Raw genomic sequence first — 18,659 nt, forward strand, 5'->3', positions numbered from 1 at the left:
ATGCTGCGGCGCACCAACGATCGCGCTCAAGCATCCGTCATGGCGGCCGCTATCGCAGGCATGCCCACTGGGCGCCCGATCAGGAGACCGCGATGACCGCACGACCCACCGTGCTGCTGTGCGACGACTCACGCGCGCTGCGCATGCTCGCCGCCGGCCAGCTCGGCGAAGCCGGATTCGACGTGGTCGGCGAGGCCGGCAACGGCCTCGAGGCCGTGACGCAGTACCAGGCGCTGCGCCCGGACCTGGTGCTGCTGGACCTGGTGATGCCCGAGTGCGACGGCCGCCAGGCGCTGGCGCGCATCCTCGAGCACGATCCGCAAGCCAGGGTGGTGATCCTCAGCTCGCTCGGCGCGCAGGGCGACATCGCCGACTGCCTGCGTCTGGGCGCGCGCTCCTACCTGCAGAAGCCCATCGACCCCGAGGCGATGGAACGCGTGCTCCACCAGGTGCTCGCCTGAGCGCGACCCGACCGACCGTTTCCTAGAGGGCACACGATGGCAGCGAAATTCCTGGGCCAGTTCCTGCTGGAACGCGGCGTGATCACCGCGCCGCAGCTGCTGGCCGCGATCGACGCGCAGCGCGCATCCAACCCCCTGCTCGGCGAACTGGCCGTGCGCAAGGGCTGGCTGGACGCCGCGCAGGCCCAGCGCATCCACCAGCGCCAGCGCGTGGAGGACCGCCGCTTCGGCGACATCGCGCTGGAGATGGGCGTGCTCGACCAGGACCGGCTCGATGCATTGCTCGAAGCGCAGAAGGCTGGGCGCAAGATGCTCGGCCAGGTACTGGTGGAGCAGGGCGTGATCGACGCCAGGCGCCTGCAGTCCGAACTCGCCCTGCATCGCGCAGACCAGGAGCAGGCGCGACACGCGCTCGAGAGCGTGGTCGCCAGCCATCCGGTGGGCGACCTGGCCACGAGCGCGATCGACCTGTGCGCGCGGCTGTTCCCGCGCATGCTCGGCAGCCAGTGCCTGCCGGCCGAGGTGCTGGCTCCGGACGAACTCGACGCCTGGCCGTGCGTGGCGCACGTGCGCGTGGAGGGCGACCATCCGCTCGGCATTGGCCTGGCCTGCGACCTGGCCGCCGCGCATGCGCTGGCGTGCGCGCTGCTGCGCATCGCGCCGGAGCAGTGCGACGACGCGCTCGCGCTCGATGCGCTGGGCGAGATGGTCAACGTGCTGATGGGCTACCTGGTGCGCGACGTGCTCGCCGACGAGGAATCCCGCTACCGCGCGCTGCCGCCGGATACGTCCATCGCGCCGGGCCTGCTCGCCGCCGACACCGGCCGCAGCCTGGCGGTCGGCATGGGCTCGCAGCTCGGCGCGTTCGTCCTGCTGGTCGACCGCCCCGCCGCCGCCGCGCGCGAACTGGCGGCGTAACCGGCGCCAGGCCGGACACCACCGCCGGCTCGCCTGCGTGTCGGTCGGCATCGACTGCCCCGGGTCGCTGCGCTTACCCGAGCTACGGGGCTTCGTGGTTGCAACGTCTTGCGTGTCGACCGGACTAGGCTGCAGGCCGCATCCCGGATGCGTTGCGATTGCTGGTCGCGCCGACGCCGTTGTTCCGGCGCTCGATCGATATCTTGGGATCGTAGCTTACGGGCGTGGTGTTGCATCCCCGGGTGCGCTGCGCTTACCCGGGCTACGGGGCTACGGGGCTACGGGCTACGGGATTGATGTGCGCGTTAGTGCGGCAATGCGCGGCGCGTACGCCCCGAGGGCGAGGCCGGATAAACGAAAGGCGGGCCGAAGCCCGCCTTCCGGTATCACGTCGCACGCCTGCCTTACTCGGCGGGGTTCACCGTCAGGCCGCTGGCGTCGACGTTGGTCACGCCCTCGATGCCCTGCGCGATCCGCGTCGCGGCGTCGATCTGCGCCTGGCTCTCGACGTCGCCGCGCAGCGTCACCGTGCCGTTGAGGGTGTCGACGTTGATGTCGAGACCCGATACCTCGGAGTCGGCGAGCAGCGAGGACTTCACCTTGGTAGTGATCCAGGTGTCGTCGACCGGCTGGTCGGAATCCATGCCGTCGCCGGGGCCGGCGGACGCATCCATGCCGGCATCGGCGGTGGCGTCCATCGCGGGCTCGGCAGTGGTCGGGCCGACCGGCGGGGTGGCGGTCTGGTCGGCCTCGGCCGCAGGCGGGGTCATGTCGGCATCGGCCGTGGCATCGGCGTCGCGATCGGCGGCACAGCCCACGGCGAACGCGAGCGCGGACGACAGGGCGATGGCGAGGGGAAGTCGGGTGGCGGAAATCTTCATGTCTGGTGCTCCATGGTCAAGGTCGGGACGGGGCGGAGTGTGGAGACGGCCCTGTCCACGAGGCGTGACTGCGAGGCGCAAGGCGTTAAACGTTCGTAAGCGGCGCGTGCAGGGAGTGATCCAGCGTTGGCGCCGGATTGATTTGCCCCCGCAATTGCGAGCCAGGGACTGAACAGCGCTTACGACGCGGCTGAATGAACTGGGGCGAAGGTTCAGGCAGCGCTGCCGACGCGCACGTCATCACCGCCCACCCTGCCGCTTCTCGGCCTTGTCGCCCGCGCCGGGATTGGACAGCTTGCCCGGGTGCGTGTCTTCCCGCTTGGGTGGCGGCGCCTTGTCCTGTTGCGATTTCCGCATGCTGTCGGGGGTCTGGGGCGTGCCCATCGCGGTGCTCCTGGGGTGGTTGCGCCTCAGCCTGCGCCGGCGGGAGTCACGCGCATGTGCAGAAGGCGACGCCGGCGCGTGGTCTTTGGCATCCCGGCGCCGGCGTCGCCTGATGTGCTGAGCTCAACCTGGCTGCGCGCGCGTCTGCGAAGGCGGCGCACCGGCGCGGTGGAAGTCCATCGTCCAGTTGGTTTCCCAGGTCGCGCCGTCGTCGGTGGAGAACGCCTGCTCCCAGCGCAGCTGGTCGGGGCCGACCTGCGACCACAGGAACCGCACGGTGATCGGCACCCCGCCGAAGACATCGGCGGCGAAGAACGCGCCCACGCCCTGGTCGAAGCGACCCACCACCGGCACGTCGATGCGATCCGGGAAGCGTCCGTCGAGCCACCAGATCGACCACGTGTCGCGGCCCGGGTCGTAGGCGCGCAGTGCGACGGCGCGGAATTCGCCTTCCGGGAAGCGCAGCAGGTTGTCCTCGAGATTGCCGAAGCCGCCCAGGACCGCGTGCGTGGACATCTCGCCATCGAACTCGATCCACTCGGTGCAGCCGGCCAGTCGCTCGCGGAGCCGGCGGTGCCTGACCGTCCAGTCGCCGAAGACGAAGTCGAAATCGTGCGGCGCCGCAGGGTGTCGGTGCAGGGGCATGGAACTCTCCTTCGTGGGTCGGATCCGGAAGAGACAGCGCGAGCTCGTTCGCGACGGTGGGCTACCAGGGCAGGCCGCCGAGGTCGATCACATCCGGCGCCGCCTGCGCACCGCTGGGATGCAGCAGCATGCAGCGCGCGGGCCATCGCTGCAGCGGCTGCCCGGGCTGCGCATAGCGGACCTCCGACGCCACCGCGCGCCAGCAGAGCCGTTCGTAGAACGGCACCAGCGCATCGGCGCACAGCAGCAGTCCGACCCGCGCATCCCAGCGGTCGAACCATGCCGGCGTGGTCTCGCGCAGCAGCCGCGAGGCCAGGCCGCGCCCCGTCCAGCCGGGCAGCGTGATCAGGTTGTTGAGGCCGGCCACGCGCACGTCGCGACCATCGAAGCGCACCGTCCGCACGATCGCGTTGTAGAAGACGGCCAGCCGGCCCCCGTGCAGGCCGAGCACGGACCAGTCCGGCGTGGCCCACGCCGTCCGGCGCACGATCTCGAACCGGTCGAACGCCTGCGCCGCTGCCGCTGCCAGCTCCGCGCGGCGCGCATCGGGCAGGTCCGCGAACGGGGACACCTGGGTCTCGAGGCGGACTGAGGTCATTGCGTCTCCGGCCGATGCCACGCTACGCGGACCCTTCCGGCGTGCCCCGGGCACGGTACGGCAACACGAACAGGTACAGGCCCGACGGCAACAGCAGCGCCAGCGGCAGCAGTGGCGCGTAGGTGATCCACGGAGGTGGCGGCCCGACTGCCATCGCCGCGAAGTTGGCGACCACCGTCAGCACGAACAGCATCGAAACCCAGCGGTGCAGCTGGCGGATGACGCGGCCGGCGCTCATGCCGCGCCCCGCTGCTGGATCATCTTCCAGCCGTTGCCCGACGGATCGCGGAAGCCCGCGTCCACGGTGCCGAACCGGTCGACCGGCTCCTGGGTGAACTCCACCCCCGCCGCGCGCATACGCGCGTACGCGGCGCGACAATCGGCCACCGTCAGCACCAGCGGCGGCATCGCGCCCTTGGCGACCAGCGCGTGGGCCGCCTGCGCCGTCGCCGGGTCGTGCACCAGCGGGCCCGGCACGAACAGGCCCAGCTGGAATGAAGCCTGCTGCGGATGCTGCACCGTCAGCCAGCGGTATCCGCCGTTGCTTACGTCGGTGTGCACCCGGAAGCCGAGCTTGTCCACATAGAACGAGAGCGCCTCGTCCTGATCACGCACGTACAGCCCCATCACGCCCACGCCTTCCATCACGCCATTTCCTCCGATTCGGTTGCGGACGTTCTACCTGCCGCGCGTCGACGCCGCTTCTCCGAAACTGCGGTATCGAGAGCCGGCCGGTGCGCAGCGCCCAGCACGCAGCCGGGCACCAGGCCCGGCGCCTGTACGTTCGCACGCGCGTCGACCCGCAGCTGCCCCGGATGCATGCCGGTAACTTCGCGGAACACGCGGCCGAACGTGCCCAGGCTGTTCCAGCCGGTGCGGAAGGCGATGTCCGACACCGGCAGGTCGGTCTCCCGCAGCATCGCCGAGGCGCGTTCGATGCGGCGGGTCAGCAGGTAGCGATGCGGCGGCAGGCCGAAGGCCTGCTTGAACGCGCGTGCGAAATGAGCCGGCGAGAGCGCGCTCACCTCGGCCAGGCGCCGCACCGGCCAGTCTTCGTGCGACGCCGCATCCATGCGGTCGCGCGCCCGCAGCAGGCGTCGCAGCAGTCTGGGATCCGGTGGCATGCGGGCGGTGTGGGCGTGGCCGTCGGGCGAGCATACGCCACCGGTGCACCGGCCCGCAGGCCGTTGGGAACGGTCCGGCCGATTCGCTACGGGGGCACCCAGTTACCGTCCTGGCGCGTGCCTGCCGCAGCGGCGAGCACTCGCGCAGCCTGTGACGGGCGATGCCGCGATCGCAGGACCCCCCCCCGCCAACTCAATCCCGGCAGTAGCCCTCGCCCGGCTTGACCGTCAGGCAGTTCTGCTTGCCGGCGAGGTATTTGAGGCCGGTGGCGTCGCCATCGCTCGGCACCGCGGTTTCGGCCACGCCGTTGCGCATGAAGCGCAGGCCCTCGGCGGTGACCGAACCGTCGAAGGTGCCGCGGTTGTCGAGATCCCACTGCATGTCGAGGGTCACGCCGCCCTCAGGCTTCGCGGCCACCTCCAGGTACATGCCCTCCACGCCGGTCCAGCGGCCGAGGTAATCGTCCTGCACGTAAGCGGTGTCCATGCTCGCCTGCGCGCTGGCGGGGCCGGATTCCGGATCATCCCCGGGCATGGGAGCCGGGGCTTCGGCGCTCGATGGGTCGTTCGCGTCGGCCGCGGCGCCGCTGGCGGGCGCGTCGGTTGCAGGTGCGGCGGTGTCGGGCTGGCGATCGGAACACGCGGCCAGCGCCGCGACGGTGAGCACGAGGGCAAGCGTTTTCAAGGGCGTCTCCAGTGGGGGCGAGGTGCTGCGGGCGTCACCGTACGAACGCCGATGTTCACGCCACGTCATGCGTGGCCGAGCGAGGTATCGTCGATGGTCGCTTGGCCCGCGCCGGCCGCCGCCGGGCCTCGAATCCGGCGAGGTCCCGGATGCGCTGCGCTTATCCGGGCTACGGCGCCGGATCGCGCCACGGCACGCGTTCGACCGGGCAGCCGGCGCGCAGCGTGTTGTGGATCTCGGCGAGGCGGTCGGTTTCCGACAGCAGGTGCTCCACCTGTTCCGGCGGTGCGGAGCTCTCTACGCGGGCCGCGTAGCGGATGCGTTCCGCCGCCAGGCCGATTCCGTTGAACGACGCCGTCGCCGCCACCTCGCATCCGTCGATCGCGATACCCAGGCGTTCGGCCTCGCGGTACAGGTCGTTGCAGTAGCAGGTAGCCAGCGCGGCCATCAGCAGTTCGCCGCCGTTGACCGCGCTGCCGCGGCCCGACGATCCGACCGGCACCGCCAGCGAGCGCGCCGCGTCGCCCGTGCGCATCGTCAGGGTGTGGTCGTCGCCCCGGCTGCGGACGTGTCCGGAGATTTCCATGGATACCTCTTGCGTTCGCCCGATACGCTTGTCACGCAGCCGCGGAACGGAACCGGACAGCCGCATGCCACCATGACGCCCGGCGTCGCGGCGTGGCGACATCAGCGGGCTGGCGCCACGTCCCCGCTGCGTTCGGCGATCGGGCGCGCATGCGTCACCAGCGTCAGCAGCAGCTTGCCCGGCTCCTCGGCGATGATCTCGTGCGCGGAATGCTCGAACCACTCGAAATGCTTGGACGGGGCCTGCACCGCCTCGAACCACTCGTGCGCCACGTAGGAGTTCACGGTGCGGTCGTGACGCCCGCCCAGCACGATCAGCGGGCACTCCAGGCGCTGCACGTCGCTCATGTCCATGGCCACGATCCCGCTGAACAGGAAGTCCTGCGAATAGCCGTTGCCTTCGTAGGCGCGCCGGGCCTGTTCGTCGGAATAGTCCGGCGACAGGCGCACGGCGATCCCGTCGATCTGCCCGGTGCGGTACGCCATCACGCCCCCGAAGTGGTCGGACCACTTGCGCTCGAGCGCGATGTCGGCCAGCGGAATCGTGCCGCCGGATTGCGCATACGGCGCGATCGATTCCAGGTCGGCGATGGCCTGCCGGTGGCCGGCCTTGCGCGCGGCCTCCAATGCGTACGCGTAGCCGCGGCGCTCGCTTTCCGGGATGTCCACCGGCTGGCCCATGCCGATGTAGGCGTGCAGCCACTCCGGGCGGCGCAGCGCGAACTGCAGGCCCACGTAGCCGCCCCACGAGGTGCCGAGCACGAACACCTTGTCCTTGTCGAATTCCTCGCGCAGCCAGGCGACGACTTCCTCGGCGTCGTCCACGAAGCGCTCCGGCGTCATCGTGGGCGCGACCGCGTCCGGATCGTTCGCCAGATGCGTCCGCCCCGCGCCGCGCTGGTCCCAGTGCACCACGGTGAAGTACTCCTCCAGCCCGCGCGTGCCCCACCAGGCGATGCCGGAGGTGGGGAAGCCGGGTCCACCGTGCACGAGCAGCAGCACCGGGTTGCGCCGGTCTGCGCCGCGGATGCTCAGGGCCTGGTCGATGCCGCCGATGCGCACCATCGCCTCGCGTTCCACGCCATGCGGCGTGACGATCTTCCGCAATTCGCGGATCACTTCCACCGCCTCGGCGCGGCTTGCCGGCGCCGCCGGTTCGGCGCCGAGCGCCGACAGCGGCGCGGCCAGCGCCAGGCACGCCGGTGCGAGCAGTGCCCACGGTGCCGCGCGTGGCCGGCGCGGTCCCTCGTTGCATCGCAACGCGCATGGGCCGACGGGTCTTCGCGCGTGGAGTCCGCGCAAGATCCGCGTCGCGAATCCGGTTGCCGCGTGGCTGATCGTCTCGAAGTTCATGTCGATGCCTGCCTGGACGTGTCCAGTCTGGACGGCGCGCGGGGATGCATGTGACAGCCTCGATGGGTCGGTGATGCATGCACGTACCGCAGCAGGCACTTTACCTGCGCGCCCGGCCCGCGGCACCGCGGATCATCCTGCGCCGGTTGCCAATACGCGGGCGGACCGCACGCGGCCCGCGCTGCGGGATCTCGAACGCTGCGACGGCTGTCCGCATGATGCGGCCCATGGAAGACCAGCCCGAACCACCGCTCACTCCCGGCCCCTTCGCGCACCTGGCGCGGCGCGAACCGCGCAGCGAACAGCAGCAGCGCATCGACGCGTTCAACGAACACCAGCGCCGCCGCGGCAGCCGCAAGCGCTGGCACGACTATTTCCCCGACGAGGCCGCCAACGACTGCGAGCGATGATGCGCCGGCGCGGAGGGAGTGCAGGCCGCTCAGGCCCGGGCGGGTTCGCGCAGCGGCGCCGGCGCGGTGGGGTCCACCGGGCGGTCCGGCACCGGGTCCACCGGGGTATCGGGCACAGGGTCGATGGGCCTGTCGGGCACGGGATCGACGGGGGTGTCGGGCACCGGATCGATCGGCGCGTCGGGCACCGGATCGCGGGCGGGATGCGGGATCTGGCCGGGAATGTCGCGCGGGGTTTCCATGGCATGTCCGGATCGGGGAGGGCCCTTCACGCTAGGCGCGGACGCAGGAGCAGGCAGTGAAGGGGCGCTGCGGCCCGGGGGTCGGTCGGCCGCTTTCCGGCCCAAGGCAGCGGTCGCGGCCGGCGTAGACGGCGAGTCTCCCCGTCTCCGGTCGCCGGCATGCACCGCTCGCGTGTCGCGGGCCGCGGCGGAGGGGCGCGCGGCCTCGGGCAGATCCGTCGATCCGCGGCCGCCGCATTCGTCGAGCGAGCGAGGGCGCGTCCCCGCGCCCGTCGAACCGGAGACCAGCCATGCTCAGCCTGCCCTGCATCGTCGAACGCCCCGCCACGCCCTACGTCGCGCTCAGGAAGGACGTCACCCTGCCGTTCGACGACGAGATCCCCGCCATCCTCGCGCAGCTGTCGGCTTACCTGGCGCAGCGCGGGCTCGAGGCGGTCGGGCCGGTGTTCTTCAAGCACAACGTGGTCGACATGCCGCACCTGCAGATGGAGTTCGGTGTGCCGCTGGCGCATCCGGTAGAGGCGGGCGGCGAGTTCACCAGCGGGATGCTGCCGGCCGGCCACCACGCCGAAATTACCTACACCGGCCCCTACGACGACCTGATCACCGTCAACGCCGTGCTGATCGGCTGGTCGAAGCACGCCGGCCTGGTGTTCGACAGCCGCCGGCAGCCCGACGGCGAGTGGTTCGCGCACCGCTCCGAGATCCTGCACAACAGCCCGGCCGGCGAATCCGACCCGCGCATGCTGCGCACCACGGTGACGATCAAGCTCGAAGACGGGACCACGTACCCGGACGCATGAATTCCCGGCATCGTCCGGATTGGCGTGGCGCGCTCTCCACCGCCGGGCCGCACGCGCGCCGAAGTCGAGAACCGTACCGCGTGTCAATCCGGGCTTGTGCGCTCCGCGCCACCAGCTCGCGCCTGATGCCGACCGCCGGATCACGCGCCGGCCCGCATGCAATGGCCGAATCCGGCGAGCAGTGCACGCCGCCATTGCCCAGACTGCGGGCTTCCCACAGGAGACATGGACATGGCGGCACAGGCACTGGCCGGAAAAACGGCGATCGTCACCGGCGCGAGTTCAGGCATCGGTCGCGCGGCGGCGCGCCGGTTCGCGCGCGAGGGTGCGCGGCTGGTGGTGAGCGGTCGCCGCACCGATGCCCTGGCAGAGCTGGTCGAGGAGATCGAACGCGCCGGCGGCGAGGCGGTCGCCTGCGCCGGCGACGTGCGCGACGAACCGCACAACGATGCGCTCGTCGACATCGCGCTGGCACGCTTCGGGGGCCTCGACATCGGCTTCAACAATGCCGGCGGCATTGGTGCCATGGGCCCGGCCAGCGCGATGTCGCTGGCCGACTGGCGCGACACCATCGACACCAACCTGACCGCCGTGTTCCTCGGCGCGCGGCGACAGATGCGTGTCATGCAGGAAGCCGGCCGCGGCTCGATCATCCTCACCTCGAGCTTCGTCGGGCACACCGCCGGCATGCCGGGCACCGCCGCCTACGCGGCCGCCAAGGCGGGCGTGATCGGCCTGGTCCAGGTGCTCGCGGTCGAGGGCGGCCAGCACGGGGTGCGCGTCAACGCGCTGCTGCCAGGCGGAACGGACACGCCCGGGGCGCGCGACTTCATCGAAGACCCCGGATCGCGCGCGTTCGTCGAACGGATGCACGCACTCAAGCGCATCGCCGACCCCGACGAGATCGCCGCGGCCGCGCTGTTCCTCGCCTCGGATGCCGCCGGTTTCGTCACCGGCAGTGCGATGCGGGTGGATGGCGGGGTGTCGATCAACCGGACGTGAGCCGCCGCTTGCCGACCTCTGCGCCAGCCGCCGTCCCTCGTCGGACGTCTGCGGAAGCCTGCCCGGAGAGCGACAGGAATCGGACGGCCGGCACGGCGCGTGCGGCCGTCCGCGGCGTATGCTCGGCGGCGCGGCAGTCTCCCGCGACGCGTGCGGGCTGCCCTGCCGGACATCCCCTGCTGTCGCTTCCAGATTGGAGACCGCACATGCGTGGATCGACCTGCACCCTCGTGGCCGGTGGGCTGCTCGCCCTGGCCGGCATCCTCCACGCGCCCGCGTCGGCCTGCACGCGATTGGTCTACCTCGGCGCGAACGGCGAGGTGATCACCGCGCGCTCGATGGACTGGAAGGAGGACATCGCGACCAACCTGTGGGTGTTCCCGCGCGGCATGCGGCGCAGCGGGCAGGGCGGCCCCGGCACCCCGGAGTGGACCTCGAAGTACGGCAGCATCGTCGCCTCCGGCTACGACATCTCCACCACCGACGGCATGAACGAGGCCGGGCTCGCGGCGCAGCTGCTGTGGCTGGTCGAATCCGAGTATCCCGAGCCGGGCCGGGACAGGCCGGGGCTGGCAATCTCGCTGTGGGCGCAGTACGTGCTGGACCACTACGCCACCGTGGCCGAGGCGGTCGAGGCGCTGCGCCAGGAGCCGTTCGTCGTGGTCACCGACCACGTGCCCGGGCAGGACCGGCTGGCCACCCTGCACCTGTCGATGTCCGATGCCAGCGGCGACAGCGCGATCATCGAATACCTCGACGGCAGGCAGGTGATCCACCACGGCCGCGAGTACCGGGTGATGACCAACTCGCCGCCGTTCGATCAGCAGCTGGCGCTCAACGCATACTGGCGCGAGATCGGCGGCACGGTGATGCTGCCGGGCACCAACCGCGCGGCCGACCGCTTCGCGCGCGCCGCGTTCTACATCGACGCGATCCCGAAGAGCGACGATCCGACGATCGCGCTGGCCAGCGTCTTCAGCGTGATCCGCAATGTGTCCGTGCCGTTCGGCATCAGCACGCCCGACCAGCCGAACATTTCCTCCACCCGCTGGCGCACCGTCGCCGACCACGGCCGCCGCCTGTACTTCTTCGAATCCGCGCTCACGCCGAACACGTTCTGGGTCGACCTCAGCAAGCTCGACCTCTCCGCCGAGACCGGCCGGGTGCTCAAGCTCGACCTCGGCCCCGACCAGCGCAACACCTTCAGCGGCGAATCCAGCGCCGCGTTCGTGGCGAGCGAGCCATTCTCGTTCCTTGGGATCTGAGCGCAGCGGGGAGGGCGCGCGGCGGGAACGCTCCGCCTGCGGCGAGTCGGCTGCACCGCGCATCGAGCTCCGGTGCGGCCGGGCCTGCGGGCGACAAGGCAGACGTTCAGGTCGACGCCGCCCCGGGTTCCGCTCCACAATCCGGAACAGGGACGATCATCCCGCGCCCGTCGCCGATCCCCGACCAGACCCGAAAGGTGCCCGATGCGTACATGGATTTTCATCGCACTGCTGTCGCTGTCGTCCGCTGCCGCCGTCGCGGGCACGCCGCTGCCGGATGCGCCGCACGTGGTGGTGCAGGGCGAAGGCAAGGTGAGCGTGGAGCCTGATTCGGCAATCGTGACAATGGTGGCGATGCACCGCGCCGCAGACGCGGGGGAGGCCAAGCGCGTGGTCGACCGCGCGGTGAATGCGCTGCTGGACACCGCACCGCGCTTCGACGTGGAGCCGGACGCGCTTTCCGCCTCGGATCTCTCGCTGCAGGAGGACGTGGACTACGACGATGACGGCCGCCGTCAGCAGCCCGTCATGCATATCGCGACGCGCGAAGTGGAAGTGCGACTAAACGATCTCGAGCGCCTCGGCACGTGGACGGACGCGGCGCTGGCGGCGGGTTTCACCCGCATCGCCGACATCCGCTTCGAGTCCATCCGGCAGGCCCGCCTGCGCGAGGAGGCACGCGCGCGCGCCGTCGCCGATGCGCGGGAGAAGGCAAGCGGCCTGGCGTCTGCGTTTGGTGGCCGCCTGGGCCCGGTGTACAGCGTCAACAGCCCGGGCATGGTGGAATCGTACGGCTACGGCACCACCTCGCTCGACAGCATCGTGGTCACCGGATCGCGCGTGGACGCCGGCCGCTACCTGCAGCCGAAGATCGACGTCACCGAGCGCGTGACGGCGGTGTTCGAGATCGTGCGCTGAGGGGCCGCGCGCACCGAAGGCGCTGCAGCCGGGCCGTCCTGCCGATCATGTCGGGACTGGCGCGGCCGCGGGTCCGTATCTAAGCCGGCCTCAGGCCCCCAGCAGTTCCACGTCGAACTTGAGCGTGGCGTTCGGCGGGATCACGCCGCCGGCGCCGCGTGCGCCGTAGCCGAGGCTGGCCGGGATGATCAGGGTGCGGCGGCCGCCTTCCTTCATGCCCTGCACGCCCTCGTCCCAACCCTTGATCACCATGCCGTCGCCCAGCGCGAAGACGAAGGGTTCGGCGCGGTCCCGGCTGGAATCGAACTTCTCGCCCTGCACGCCGTTGTCGTACAGCCAACCGGTGTAATGCACGACCACGTTGTGGCCGGGCCTGGCCTCGGCGCCGGTGCCGACGACGGCGTCTTCGAACTGCAGGCCGGAGGCGGTGGTGGTGAAGGGCATGCAGGGATCCTCGGGGGCGGAATGCGTGGGCGCGCAGTGTAGCGCCCACGCTGGCCCGTCAGGCCGTGGGCACCGTCCCGCCGTCGATCGTGACCTCGCTGCCCGACATCGCCGCGGCGCGTGGAGAGACGAGGAACGCGATGAGGTCGGCAACCTCGGCGGGCAGTGCCGGCCGCCCCAGCGGAATGCCGCCCAGCGCGTCCATCACCTTCTGCCGGGCGCCGGCGAGGTCGGTGTTCGCGCTCGCGGCGATGGCGCCGAGGAAGTCGGTCGCCGCCTCGGTCTCCACCCAGCCTGGCGAGACGCGCAGCACGCGCACGCCCTGCGGCGTCACCTCGTTCGACAGCGCCTTGCTGTAGGTCGACAGCGCGGCCTTCGCCGCGGCGTAGGCGATGGTGGAATCGTGCAGCGGCAGGCGATGCTGGATCGAGGTCACGTGCACGATGACGCCTGCGCCGCGCGCGAGCATCTCCGGCAGGACCGCGCGATCGGTCCGCACGGCGGCCATCAGGTTGAGGTCCAGTGCCTTGGCCCACTCCGCGTCGTCGAGTTTCACGAAGCCGCCTGCAGGCGCCGACGATCCGCCGACCACGTTGACCAGCGCATCCACCCCGCCGACATGCGCCCGGGTTTCGGCGACCGCGCGTTCGACGCCCTCGGGCGTGGCGAGGTCGACAGCGAGGTAGTGGACGCCGTCCACGGGCTGTACGGGCACGGATCGCGCCGTCGCCACGACGCGCGCGCCCAGCCTGGCCAGCAGCCCGGACACCGCGGCGCCGACGCCCCGCGTGCCGCCCGTGACCAGCACGCGCGTGCCCGACAGCTGGAGGTCGAAGCTCATAGTGCGATCTCCAGCGAGGCGATCCGGCCGCGTGCCAGGGTGAAGGTGTAGCGCAGGTCGACCGGGCTGCCCGGGAAGTCGCCGGACACGTAGCTGGTCACGACGTACGCGTCGCCGTGCCGCGTGAGGGCGTGGGGTCGGACGGTGTAGCGGTACTGCTTCGAGGCCGCCGCCTTCCAGGCCGCGATCGCGGCCACGCCGCGGTGCGTGTGGCCCTCGTCCAGCACCACGCCGTCCTGGTGGAAACAGCGGGCCACCGCCTCGCCGCCCTGGCGGTCGGCCTCGAAGTAGGCGGCAATCGGTTCGGGGAGATCGGGGGTCTGCATGGCGCGCTCCTGTCGGGTGGAGGCGCCATGCTGGGCCGCGCGCACAGTGCTGTGAATCGCCTATGATCGAATCAGGCCATGTAGAAAACGGTGCACAATGCGCGGCTCGGAATTCGCTGAACTCAAGGCGTTCGCGGCGGTCGTCGACCGCTCGAGCTTCGCCCGCGCCGCCGACCACCTGGGCCTCTCGCGCTCGGCCCTGAGCCAGGTCATCCGGCAGCTCGAAGCGCGCCTGGGCGTGCGCCTGCTCAACCGCACCACGCGCAGCGTGTCGCCCACCGAGGCAGGCCGGCGGCTGCACGCGCGCATCGCGCCGATGCTCCGCGACATGGACGACGCGGTCGCCGAAGCCATCGGCTCGAACGCGCGCACCGCCGGCACGCTGCGCATCAACACCTTCAGCATGGCGGCCGAGACGATCATCGCGCCGCGGCTGGGGCGTTTCGGCCACGCGCATCCGGACGTGGTGCTCGACATCGTGATCAGCGACGGGCTGAGCGACATCGCCGCCGAGGGCTTCGACGCCGGCATCCGCGTCGGCGGGCGACTGGAGAAGGACGTGATCGCGGTGCGGCTGACGCCCGACGTGAAACTGATGGCCGTCGCGACGCCGGAGTACCTCGCGCGACACGGCGAACCGGCCACGCCGTCGGACCTGGCCCGCCACGCCTGCATCAACTTCCGCTTCCCCGGCAGCGGCCGGATCGCCGGCTGGGAATTCGTGAAGGGCGGCAAGCGCGTCGAGTTCTACGGCGAAGGCCCGGTGATCGCGAACCACCAGAGCATCCTCTCCGCCGCGGCCGTCGCGGGCCTGGGCATCCTCTACACCTACAACGACGACGGCGTGGCCGCGGCGCTGCAGGACGGCCGGCTCAGGCGCGTGCTCGCCGACTGGTCGCCGACGGTCCCCGGCCTGTACCTCTACTACGCCAACCGCCGCCACATGCGCCCCGCGCTGCGCGCCTTCATCGACTGCCTGCTGGATCGCGACCTCGACGCAGATGCGGCGCCGGCGCCGGCCTGATCAGGTCCGGCGAGACAGGGGAGCAGGGAATCGAGGCATGCAAGGTTTCCAGCCCGCCGGACGCGGGAATGCTAGGCACCTCGAGCTAAGCGGGGCGCTTGCCTCGGGTCAGGCCGGGAGATGCAGGGAACCGCCGGCTACGGGCCCTGGTCCAGCTCGTTCGACACGTATTCGCCCAGCTCGCGGAGATTCCTCGCGAACTCGGCCTCCAGGTCGATCCCGCATTTGTGCGCGAGCACCAGGATCGACCACAGGCAGTCCGAGAGTTCATGGCCGAGCTTCGTCTGCCAGTCGTCGATCGTGCGGATTCCGGCGCGGGCCTGGATCAGCTTCGCCAGGTCACCCACGTCGCCCATGAAGCCGAGCGCCAGCTCCTCGGTGGTCCAGACGCGCCCGTGGCGCTTGACCTCGAGCTGCTCGTAGAGCGTATTCAATTGAAGTGCCGACGCCTGAAGGTCACTGAGCTGCATCCTGGTCTCGCTGGAAGGTGTCTGCATCGATCCGGTCATGTCCTCGCGCGGAAGACAATTTAAACCGGTCGGTTCGCATCCGAGCCGGATACGAGGGGAGCAGCCAGGCGCGCGCTCGCGCTGCTCCGAGAACACGGACCTTGCCCGCCGCACGCATCGCCGATCCGGCCCGTCGCCGGCCAGGTCGCTGGCGAGCAGGTGACTGGGACCGTTCCGAATCCGACGCGATTGACGATGGGCCTGCACGGCATCTTCACAAATGGGAATCAATATCATTACACTTACGTTTTCTTCACGCCCACCTTCACTCCGGAGTTCCGCATGCGCGGTAGCGCTGTTCCTGGCTGTCCCACCCGGCTCGCCCTGTCCCTGGCCACAGCCCTGGCTCTGACCGGCGGGCCAGCGCGGGCCGAGAACGCTCCCGGGGCGGACCTCGATGCCGGCCGGGCCAAGGAACTCGATGCCGTGCGCGTGATCGCCGATCCGGAGGATCCGCAGGGCTCCACCGGCTCGGCCTACGTGCTCACGCCACGCGAGCTGGACAAGTTCGAACGCAGCAACGTCAACAACGTGCTGCGCAGCGTGCCCGGCGTCTATACCCGCGAGGAGACGGGCGAAGGCGTGTTCCCGCGCATCAGCATCCGGGCCTCGTCGTCCGGGCGCAGCGACCGCATCTCGGTCCTCGAGGACGGCGTGCCCGCCGCGATGGCGCCATATGCCAACACCTCGGCGTACTACTTCCCCAACATCGGCCGCATGTCCAGCGTCGAGGTGCTGAAGGGGCCCGAGGTCCTGCTGCACGGGCCGCACACCACCTCGGGCGTGGTCAACCTGATCTCGACGCCGATTCCCGACAGCGCGCAGGGCCAGCTGAAGGCCGAACTGGCGTCGTTCGACACCCGCAAGCTGCATGCGCACTACGGTGCCACGGCGGGGCAGTGGGGCTTCGGGCTGGAGACCTACCAGAACCGCGGCGACGGCTTCCACGAGATCGACCGCTCGCAGCTCGGCGCCGGCCACGACATCGACGAATATGTCGGCAAGCTGCGCTGGAGCAGCGCGCCCGACGCACGCTATTCGCAGCAGCTCGACCTGAAGCTGCAGTACGCCGAGGAAACCGCGCGCGTGAGCTACCTCGGCCTCACCGATGCCGACTTCCGCGCCAACCCCGACCGCCGCTACGGCCTGAGCGAACTCGAGCGCATGGACCGCGGCCGCAAGGGCGCCAGCCTGCAGCACCAGATCGGCTTCACCGACCGCACCTGGCTCACCACCACCGCCTACCTGCTCGACACCTACCGCTATTACGACCGCCTCAACCAGGTCAACGGCGTGAACCTCGGCGGCATCACCGACATCATCAATGGTGGCGCCGCGGATGCGGCGCTGCTGCAGGGCATCCTCGACGGCACCACCGACACCACCCATCCCAACGGCGTGCGCTACGGCCACAACCACCAGGCGTTCGTGTCGAAGGGACTGAAGATGGAACTCGAGCACGGCTTCGCCACCGGCGACGTGCAGCACACCCTGACCACCGGCCTGCGCTACCACGAAGACACCACGAAGAACGTCGACAAGGGTCGCTCCAACAGCTACTACGCGCAGATCGACGGCGACCTGGTGTACCTGCGCACCGACTTCGTCGCGCCGCAGCGCGGCGATGCCGACGCATGGTCGGCCTGGGCGGCCGACCGCATCGAGTTCGGCCGCTGGAGCCTGCTGCCGATCGTGCGCCACGAACGCATCCGGACCCGCGCCAACCTCGCCGGCGACGCCACGCCGGAGCAGATCGCCGCGCGCAGCCGGAACAGCATCGACAAGACCACGGCGGGGTTCGGCGCCAACTACGCCGTCGACGCCAACTGGACCCTGCTTGGTGGCGTGCACCAGGGCTTCGCGCCCCCGGGCAACGGTTCGCCGCAGGGCACGCGCGGCGAGGAAAGCACCAACTTCGAGGGCGGCGTGCGCTACCGCAACGGCGGCTTCGGCGTCGACGCGATCGGCTTCCACACCGACTACAGGAACGCGATGCGCACCTGCCTGGTGGCCAATCCCTGCTCCGGCGGCGTCGTCGACGGCACCGAGCAGACCGGCGCCAAGGAGGTCTACGGCCTCGAACTGGGCCTGTTCGCCGCGCTGTACGACAACGGCGCGATCAGCGTGCCGCTGCGCCTGGCCTACACCTGGACCGACGGCGAGTACACCCGCGATTCCGATACCGGTGGCGTGCTGCGCGGCGACGTGATCGAGTACACGCCCAGGAACATCGGCCAGCTGCAGCTGGGCGTGGAGGGCGCCGCCGGCTGGAATGCCTACGCCGCGCTCAGCTACTCCGATGGCGCATGGACCACCAACACCGCCGGCCGCGCGGGTGAGGACAACACCTACCAGCGCACCCAGAGCCTGTTCACCGTCGACTTCGCCGCCGCTTATCCGCTGTCGCCCGGCGCCGAGGTCTATGCCCGCGTCGACAACGTGCTCGACGAACGCCGGATCACCCACCGCGGCGCCGATGGCGCACGCGGCAACGCGCCGCGCAGCTACGGGCTGGGACTGCGGTTGAGGTTCTGAGCCGTCGACGGGGGCAAGGGGCTCCCGGAGTCGTCGCCGACGGGCGGTGTCCGCCGCCCGGCCATGCACGCGTTGGATCCAGTGCAGGGGATGGATGCGGGGCGCGTCGCTCGGGTCGCGCCCGCGCTCGCGCCGGAGGCGACATGAAAAGGATCCTGCTGCTGTTGGTTCTCCCATTGCTGCTCGCCGGGTGTTGCCGGCCGCCGGTCATCGGTTCGCAGCCGGTCACGCTGCGCGCGCAGGAGACCGGAATGTGGTGCTGGGCCGCCAGCGCCCAGATGGTGATGCAACACCTCGGCACCAACATCAACCAGTGCACCCAGGCCAACGACCGGTTCGGCCGCAGTGACTGCTGCAACAGCCCGGTCCCGAACGCATGCGTCAACGGTGGCTGGCCCGAGTTCGACAGGTACGGCTTCAGCTTCGAGACCACGTCCGACGCGCCACTGAGCTGGGCCGACGTGCGCAAGGAGATCCATTGCCGCAAGAAGCCGTTCGCGTACAGCTGGCACTGGAACGGGGGCGGCGGCCACATGATGGTCGTGATCGGCTACGTCACGATCGATGGCGTGAACTACGTGACCATCAACGATCCATGGGCGCCCGGTGTCGGAGACCAGCGCGTGATCACCTACGACGCCTATGTCAGCGGCGCGGGGTACACGCACTGGAACGACTACTACAACGTCACCCGACTCTAGGAGCG

Annotated in this window: 25 protein-coding genes; 10 read left to right on the forward strand and 15 right to left on the reverse strand. The window is 70.4% G+C overall.

What is annotated here, in order from left to right:
* Window positions 1-92 precede the first annotated feature (92 nt).
* On the forward strand, window positions 93-461 hold the full coding sequence (locus QFW80_RS14235; RefSeq protein ID WP_280602637.1) for a response regulator: 369 nt from the start codon (window positions 93-95) through the stop codon (window positions 459-461).
* Window positions 462-497: 36 nt separating this feature from the next.
* Window positions 498-1,379, forward strand: a complete 882-nt coding sequence (locus tag QFW80_RS14240) for a cyclic di-GMP-binding domain-containing protein, MshE-related (protein ID WP_280602638.1) — start codon at window positions 498-500, stop codon at window positions 1,377-1,379.
* Between the two features lie 404 nt (window positions 1,380-1,783).
* Here QFW80_RS14240 and QFW80_RS14245 read toward each other — a convergent pair whose 3' ends face one another.
* The 10 genes from QFW80_RS14245 to QFW80_RS14290 all read right to left on the reverse strand — a co-directional run bounded on the left by QFW80_RS14245 (window position 1,784) and on the right by QFW80_RS14290 (window position 7,541).
* Window positions 1,784-2,260: a BON domain-containing protein gene (locus QFW80_RS14245; protein ID WP_280602639.1), complete on the reverse strand. Its 477-nt coding sequence runs from the start codon at window positions 2,258-2,260 to the stop codon at window positions 1,784-1,786.
* A 240-nt stretch (window positions 2,261-2,500) separates the two neighbouring features.
* Window positions 2,501-2,644 (reverse strand): hypothetical protein, encoded by a 144-nt coding sequence (locus QFW80_RS14250; RefSeq protein WP_280602640.1) that lies wholly within the window; start codon window positions 2,642-2,644, stop codon window positions 2,501-2,503.
* A 123-nt stretch (window positions 2,645-2,767) separates the two neighbouring features.
* Window positions 2,768-3,289: a hypothetical protein gene (locus QFW80_RS14255; RefSeq protein WP_280602641.1), complete on the reverse strand. Its 522-nt coding sequence runs from the start codon at window positions 3,287-3,289 to the stop codon at window positions 2,768-2,770.
* Window positions 3,290-3,350: 61 nt separating this feature from the next.
* Entirely contained in the window at window positions 3,351-3,887 is a 537-nt protein-coding gene (locus QFW80_RS14260; protein WP_280602642.1) for a GNAT family N-acetyltransferase, read from the reverse strand.
* Between the two features lie 22 nt (window positions 3,888-3,909).
* Entirely contained in the window at window positions 3,910-4,125 is a 216-nt protein-coding gene (locus QFW80_RS14265; RefSeq protein WP_280602643.1) for a hypothetical protein, read from the reverse strand.
* Entirely contained in the window at window positions 4,122-4,532 is a 411-nt protein-coding gene (locus QFW80_RS14270) for a VOC family protein (RefSeq protein ID WP_280602644.1), read from the reverse strand. Before QFW80_RS14270 ends, QFW80_RS14265 begins: the two co-directional genes overlap by 4 nt.
* Entirely contained in the window at window positions 4,532-5,011 is a 480-nt protein-coding gene (locus QFW80_RS14275; protein WP_280602645.1) for a helix-turn-helix transcriptional regulator, read from the reverse strand. Before QFW80_RS14275 ends, QFW80_RS14270 begins: the two co-directional genes overlap by 1 nt.
* Window positions 5,012-5,204: 193 nt before the next feature.
* Window positions 5,205-5,696 (reverse strand): hypothetical protein, encoded by a 492-nt coding sequence (locus QFW80_RS14280; RefSeq protein ID WP_280602646.1) that lies wholly within the window; start codon window positions 5,694-5,696, stop codon window positions 5,205-5,207.
* A gap of 169 nt (window positions 5,697-5,865) precedes the next feature.
* Window positions 5,866-6,282 carry an OsmC family protein gene (locus QFW80_RS14285; RefSeq protein ID WP_280602648.1) on the reverse strand — a complete coding sequence of 139 codons (417 nt, stop codon included), beginning with the start codon at window positions 6,280-6,282 and terminating at the stop codon, window positions 5,866-5,868.
* Between the two features lie 101 nt (window positions 6,283-6,383).
* Complete coding sequence (locus QFW80_RS14290; RefSeq protein ID WP_280602649.1) at window positions 6,384-7,541, reverse strand: alpha/beta hydrolase; 1,158 nt, start codon at window positions 7,539-7,541, stop codon at window positions 6,384-6,386.
* Window positions 7,542-7,861: 320 nt separating this feature from the next.
* Between QFW80_RS14290 and QFW80_RS14295 the strand changes: the two genes are divergently transcribed.
* Window positions 7,862-8,044, forward strand: coding sequence for a hypothetical protein (locus tag QFW80_RS14295; RefSeq protein WP_280602650.1), 183 nt, complete (start codon window positions 7,862-7,864; stop codon window positions 8,042-8,044).
* Between the two features lie 29 nt (window positions 8,045-8,073).
* Here QFW80_RS14295 and QFW80_RS14300 read toward each other — a convergent pair whose 3' ends face one another.
* Window positions 8,074-8,286, reverse strand: a complete 213-nt coding sequence (locus tag QFW80_RS14300) for a hypothetical protein (RefSeq protein WP_280602651.1) — start codon at window positions 8,284-8,286, stop codon at window positions 8,074-8,076.
* A 290-nt stretch (window positions 8,287-8,576) separates the two neighbouring features.
* On the opposite strand from QFW80_RS14300, the gene QFW80_RS14305 reads away from it, so the two are divergent.
* The 4 genes from QFW80_RS14305 (at window position 8,577) to QFW80_RS14320 (ending at window position 12,274) form a co-directional block, all read left to right on the forward strand.
* Window positions 8,577-9,089, forward strand: a complete 513-nt coding sequence (locus QFW80_RS14305; protein ID WP_280602652.1) for a GyrI-like domain-containing protein — start codon at window positions 8,577-8,579, stop codon at window positions 9,087-9,089.
* A gap of 231 nt (window positions 9,090-9,320) precedes the next feature.
* On the forward strand, window positions 9,321-10,091 hold the full coding sequence (locus QFW80_RS14310) for an SDR family oxidoreductase (RefSeq protein ID WP_280602653.1): 771 nt from the start codon (window positions 9,321-9,323) through the stop codon (window positions 10,089-10,091).
* 206 nt (window positions 10,092-10,297) lie between these two features.
* A complete protein-coding gene (locus tag QFW80_RS14315; protein WP_280602654.1) occupies window positions 10,298-11,356 on the forward strand; it encodes a linear amide C-N hydrolase in 1,059 nt (352 codons plus the stop codon).
* Between the two features lie 204 nt (window positions 11,357-11,560).
* Window positions 11,561-12,274 carry an SIMPL domain-containing protein gene (locus tag QFW80_RS14320; protein ID WP_280602655.1) on the forward strand — a complete coding sequence of 238 codons (714 nt, stop codon included), beginning with the start codon at window positions 11,561-11,563 and terminating at the stop codon, window positions 12,272-12,274.
* 90 nt (window positions 12,275-12,364) lie between these two features.
* On the opposite strand, the gene QFW80_RS14325 is transcribed toward QFW80_RS14320, so the two are convergent.
* The 3 genes from QFW80_RS14325 to QFW80_RS14335 are packed head-to-tail and all read right to left on the reverse strand — an operon-like array spanning window position 12,365 to window position 13,885.
* Window positions 12,365-12,718 carry an FKBP-type peptidyl-prolyl cis-trans isomerase gene (locus QFW80_RS14325; RefSeq protein WP_280602656.1) on the reverse strand — a complete coding sequence of 118 codons (354 nt, stop codon included), beginning with the start codon at window positions 12,716-12,718 and terminating at the stop codon, window positions 12,365-12,367.
* Between the two features lie 58 nt (window positions 12,719-12,776).
* Window positions 12,777-13,559 carry an SDR family oxidoreductase gene (locus QFW80_RS14330; RefSeq protein ID WP_280602657.1) on the reverse strand — a complete coding sequence of 261 codons (783 nt, stop codon included), beginning with the start codon at window positions 13,557-13,559 and terminating at the stop codon, window positions 12,777-12,779.
* A complete protein-coding gene (locus tag QFW80_RS14335; protein WP_280602658.1) occupies window positions 13,556-13,885 on the reverse strand; it encodes a nuclear transport factor 2 family protein in 330 nt (109 codons plus the stop codon). Before QFW80_RS14335 ends, QFW80_RS14330 begins: the two co-directional genes overlap by 4 nt.
* A 97-nt stretch (window positions 13,886-13,982) precedes the next feature.
* Between QFW80_RS14335 and QFW80_RS14340 the strand changes: the two genes are divergently transcribed.
* Window positions 13,983-14,909, forward strand: coding sequence for a LysR family transcriptional regulator (locus QFW80_RS14340; RefSeq protein WP_280602659.1), 927 nt, complete (start codon window positions 13,983-13,985; stop codon window positions 14,907-14,909).
* Window positions 14,910-15,046: 137 nt separating this feature from the next.
* Here QFW80_RS14340 and QFW80_RS14345 read toward each other — a convergent pair whose 3' ends face one another.
* On the reverse strand, window positions 15,047-15,406 hold the full coding sequence (locus QFW80_RS14345; RefSeq protein ID WP_280602660.1) for a nucleoside triphosphate pyrophosphohydrolase family protein: 360 nt from the start codon (window positions 15,404-15,406) through the stop codon (window positions 15,047-15,049).
* A gap of 438 nt (window positions 15,407-15,844) precedes the next feature.
* Here QFW80_RS14345 and QFW80_RS14350 point away from each other — a divergent pair, with 438 nt between their 5' ends.
* The gene (locus QFW80_RS14350; protein ID WP_280602661.1) at window positions 15,845-17,953 is read left to right on the forward strand and encodes a TonB-dependent receptor family protein; all 2,109 of its coding nucleotides are present in this window, start codon (window positions 15,845-15,847) and stop codon (window positions 17,951-17,953) included.
* Window positions 17,954-18,096: 143 nt separating this feature from the next.
* The gene (locus QFW80_RS14355) at window positions 18,097-18,654 is read left to right on the forward strand and encodes a papain-like cysteine protease family protein (RefSeq protein ID WP_280602662.1); all 558 of its coding nucleotides are present in this window, start codon (window positions 18,097-18,099) and stop codon (window positions 18,652-18,654) included.
* Window positions 18,655-18,659: the final 5 nt, after the last annotated feature.

Origin of the sequence: Luteimonas rhizosphaericola, from assembly GCF_029888045.1 — a bacterium.
Lineage (GTDB): Bacteria > Pseudomonadota > Gammaproteobacteria > Xanthomonadales > Xanthomonadaceae > Luteimonas > Luteimonas rhizosphaericola.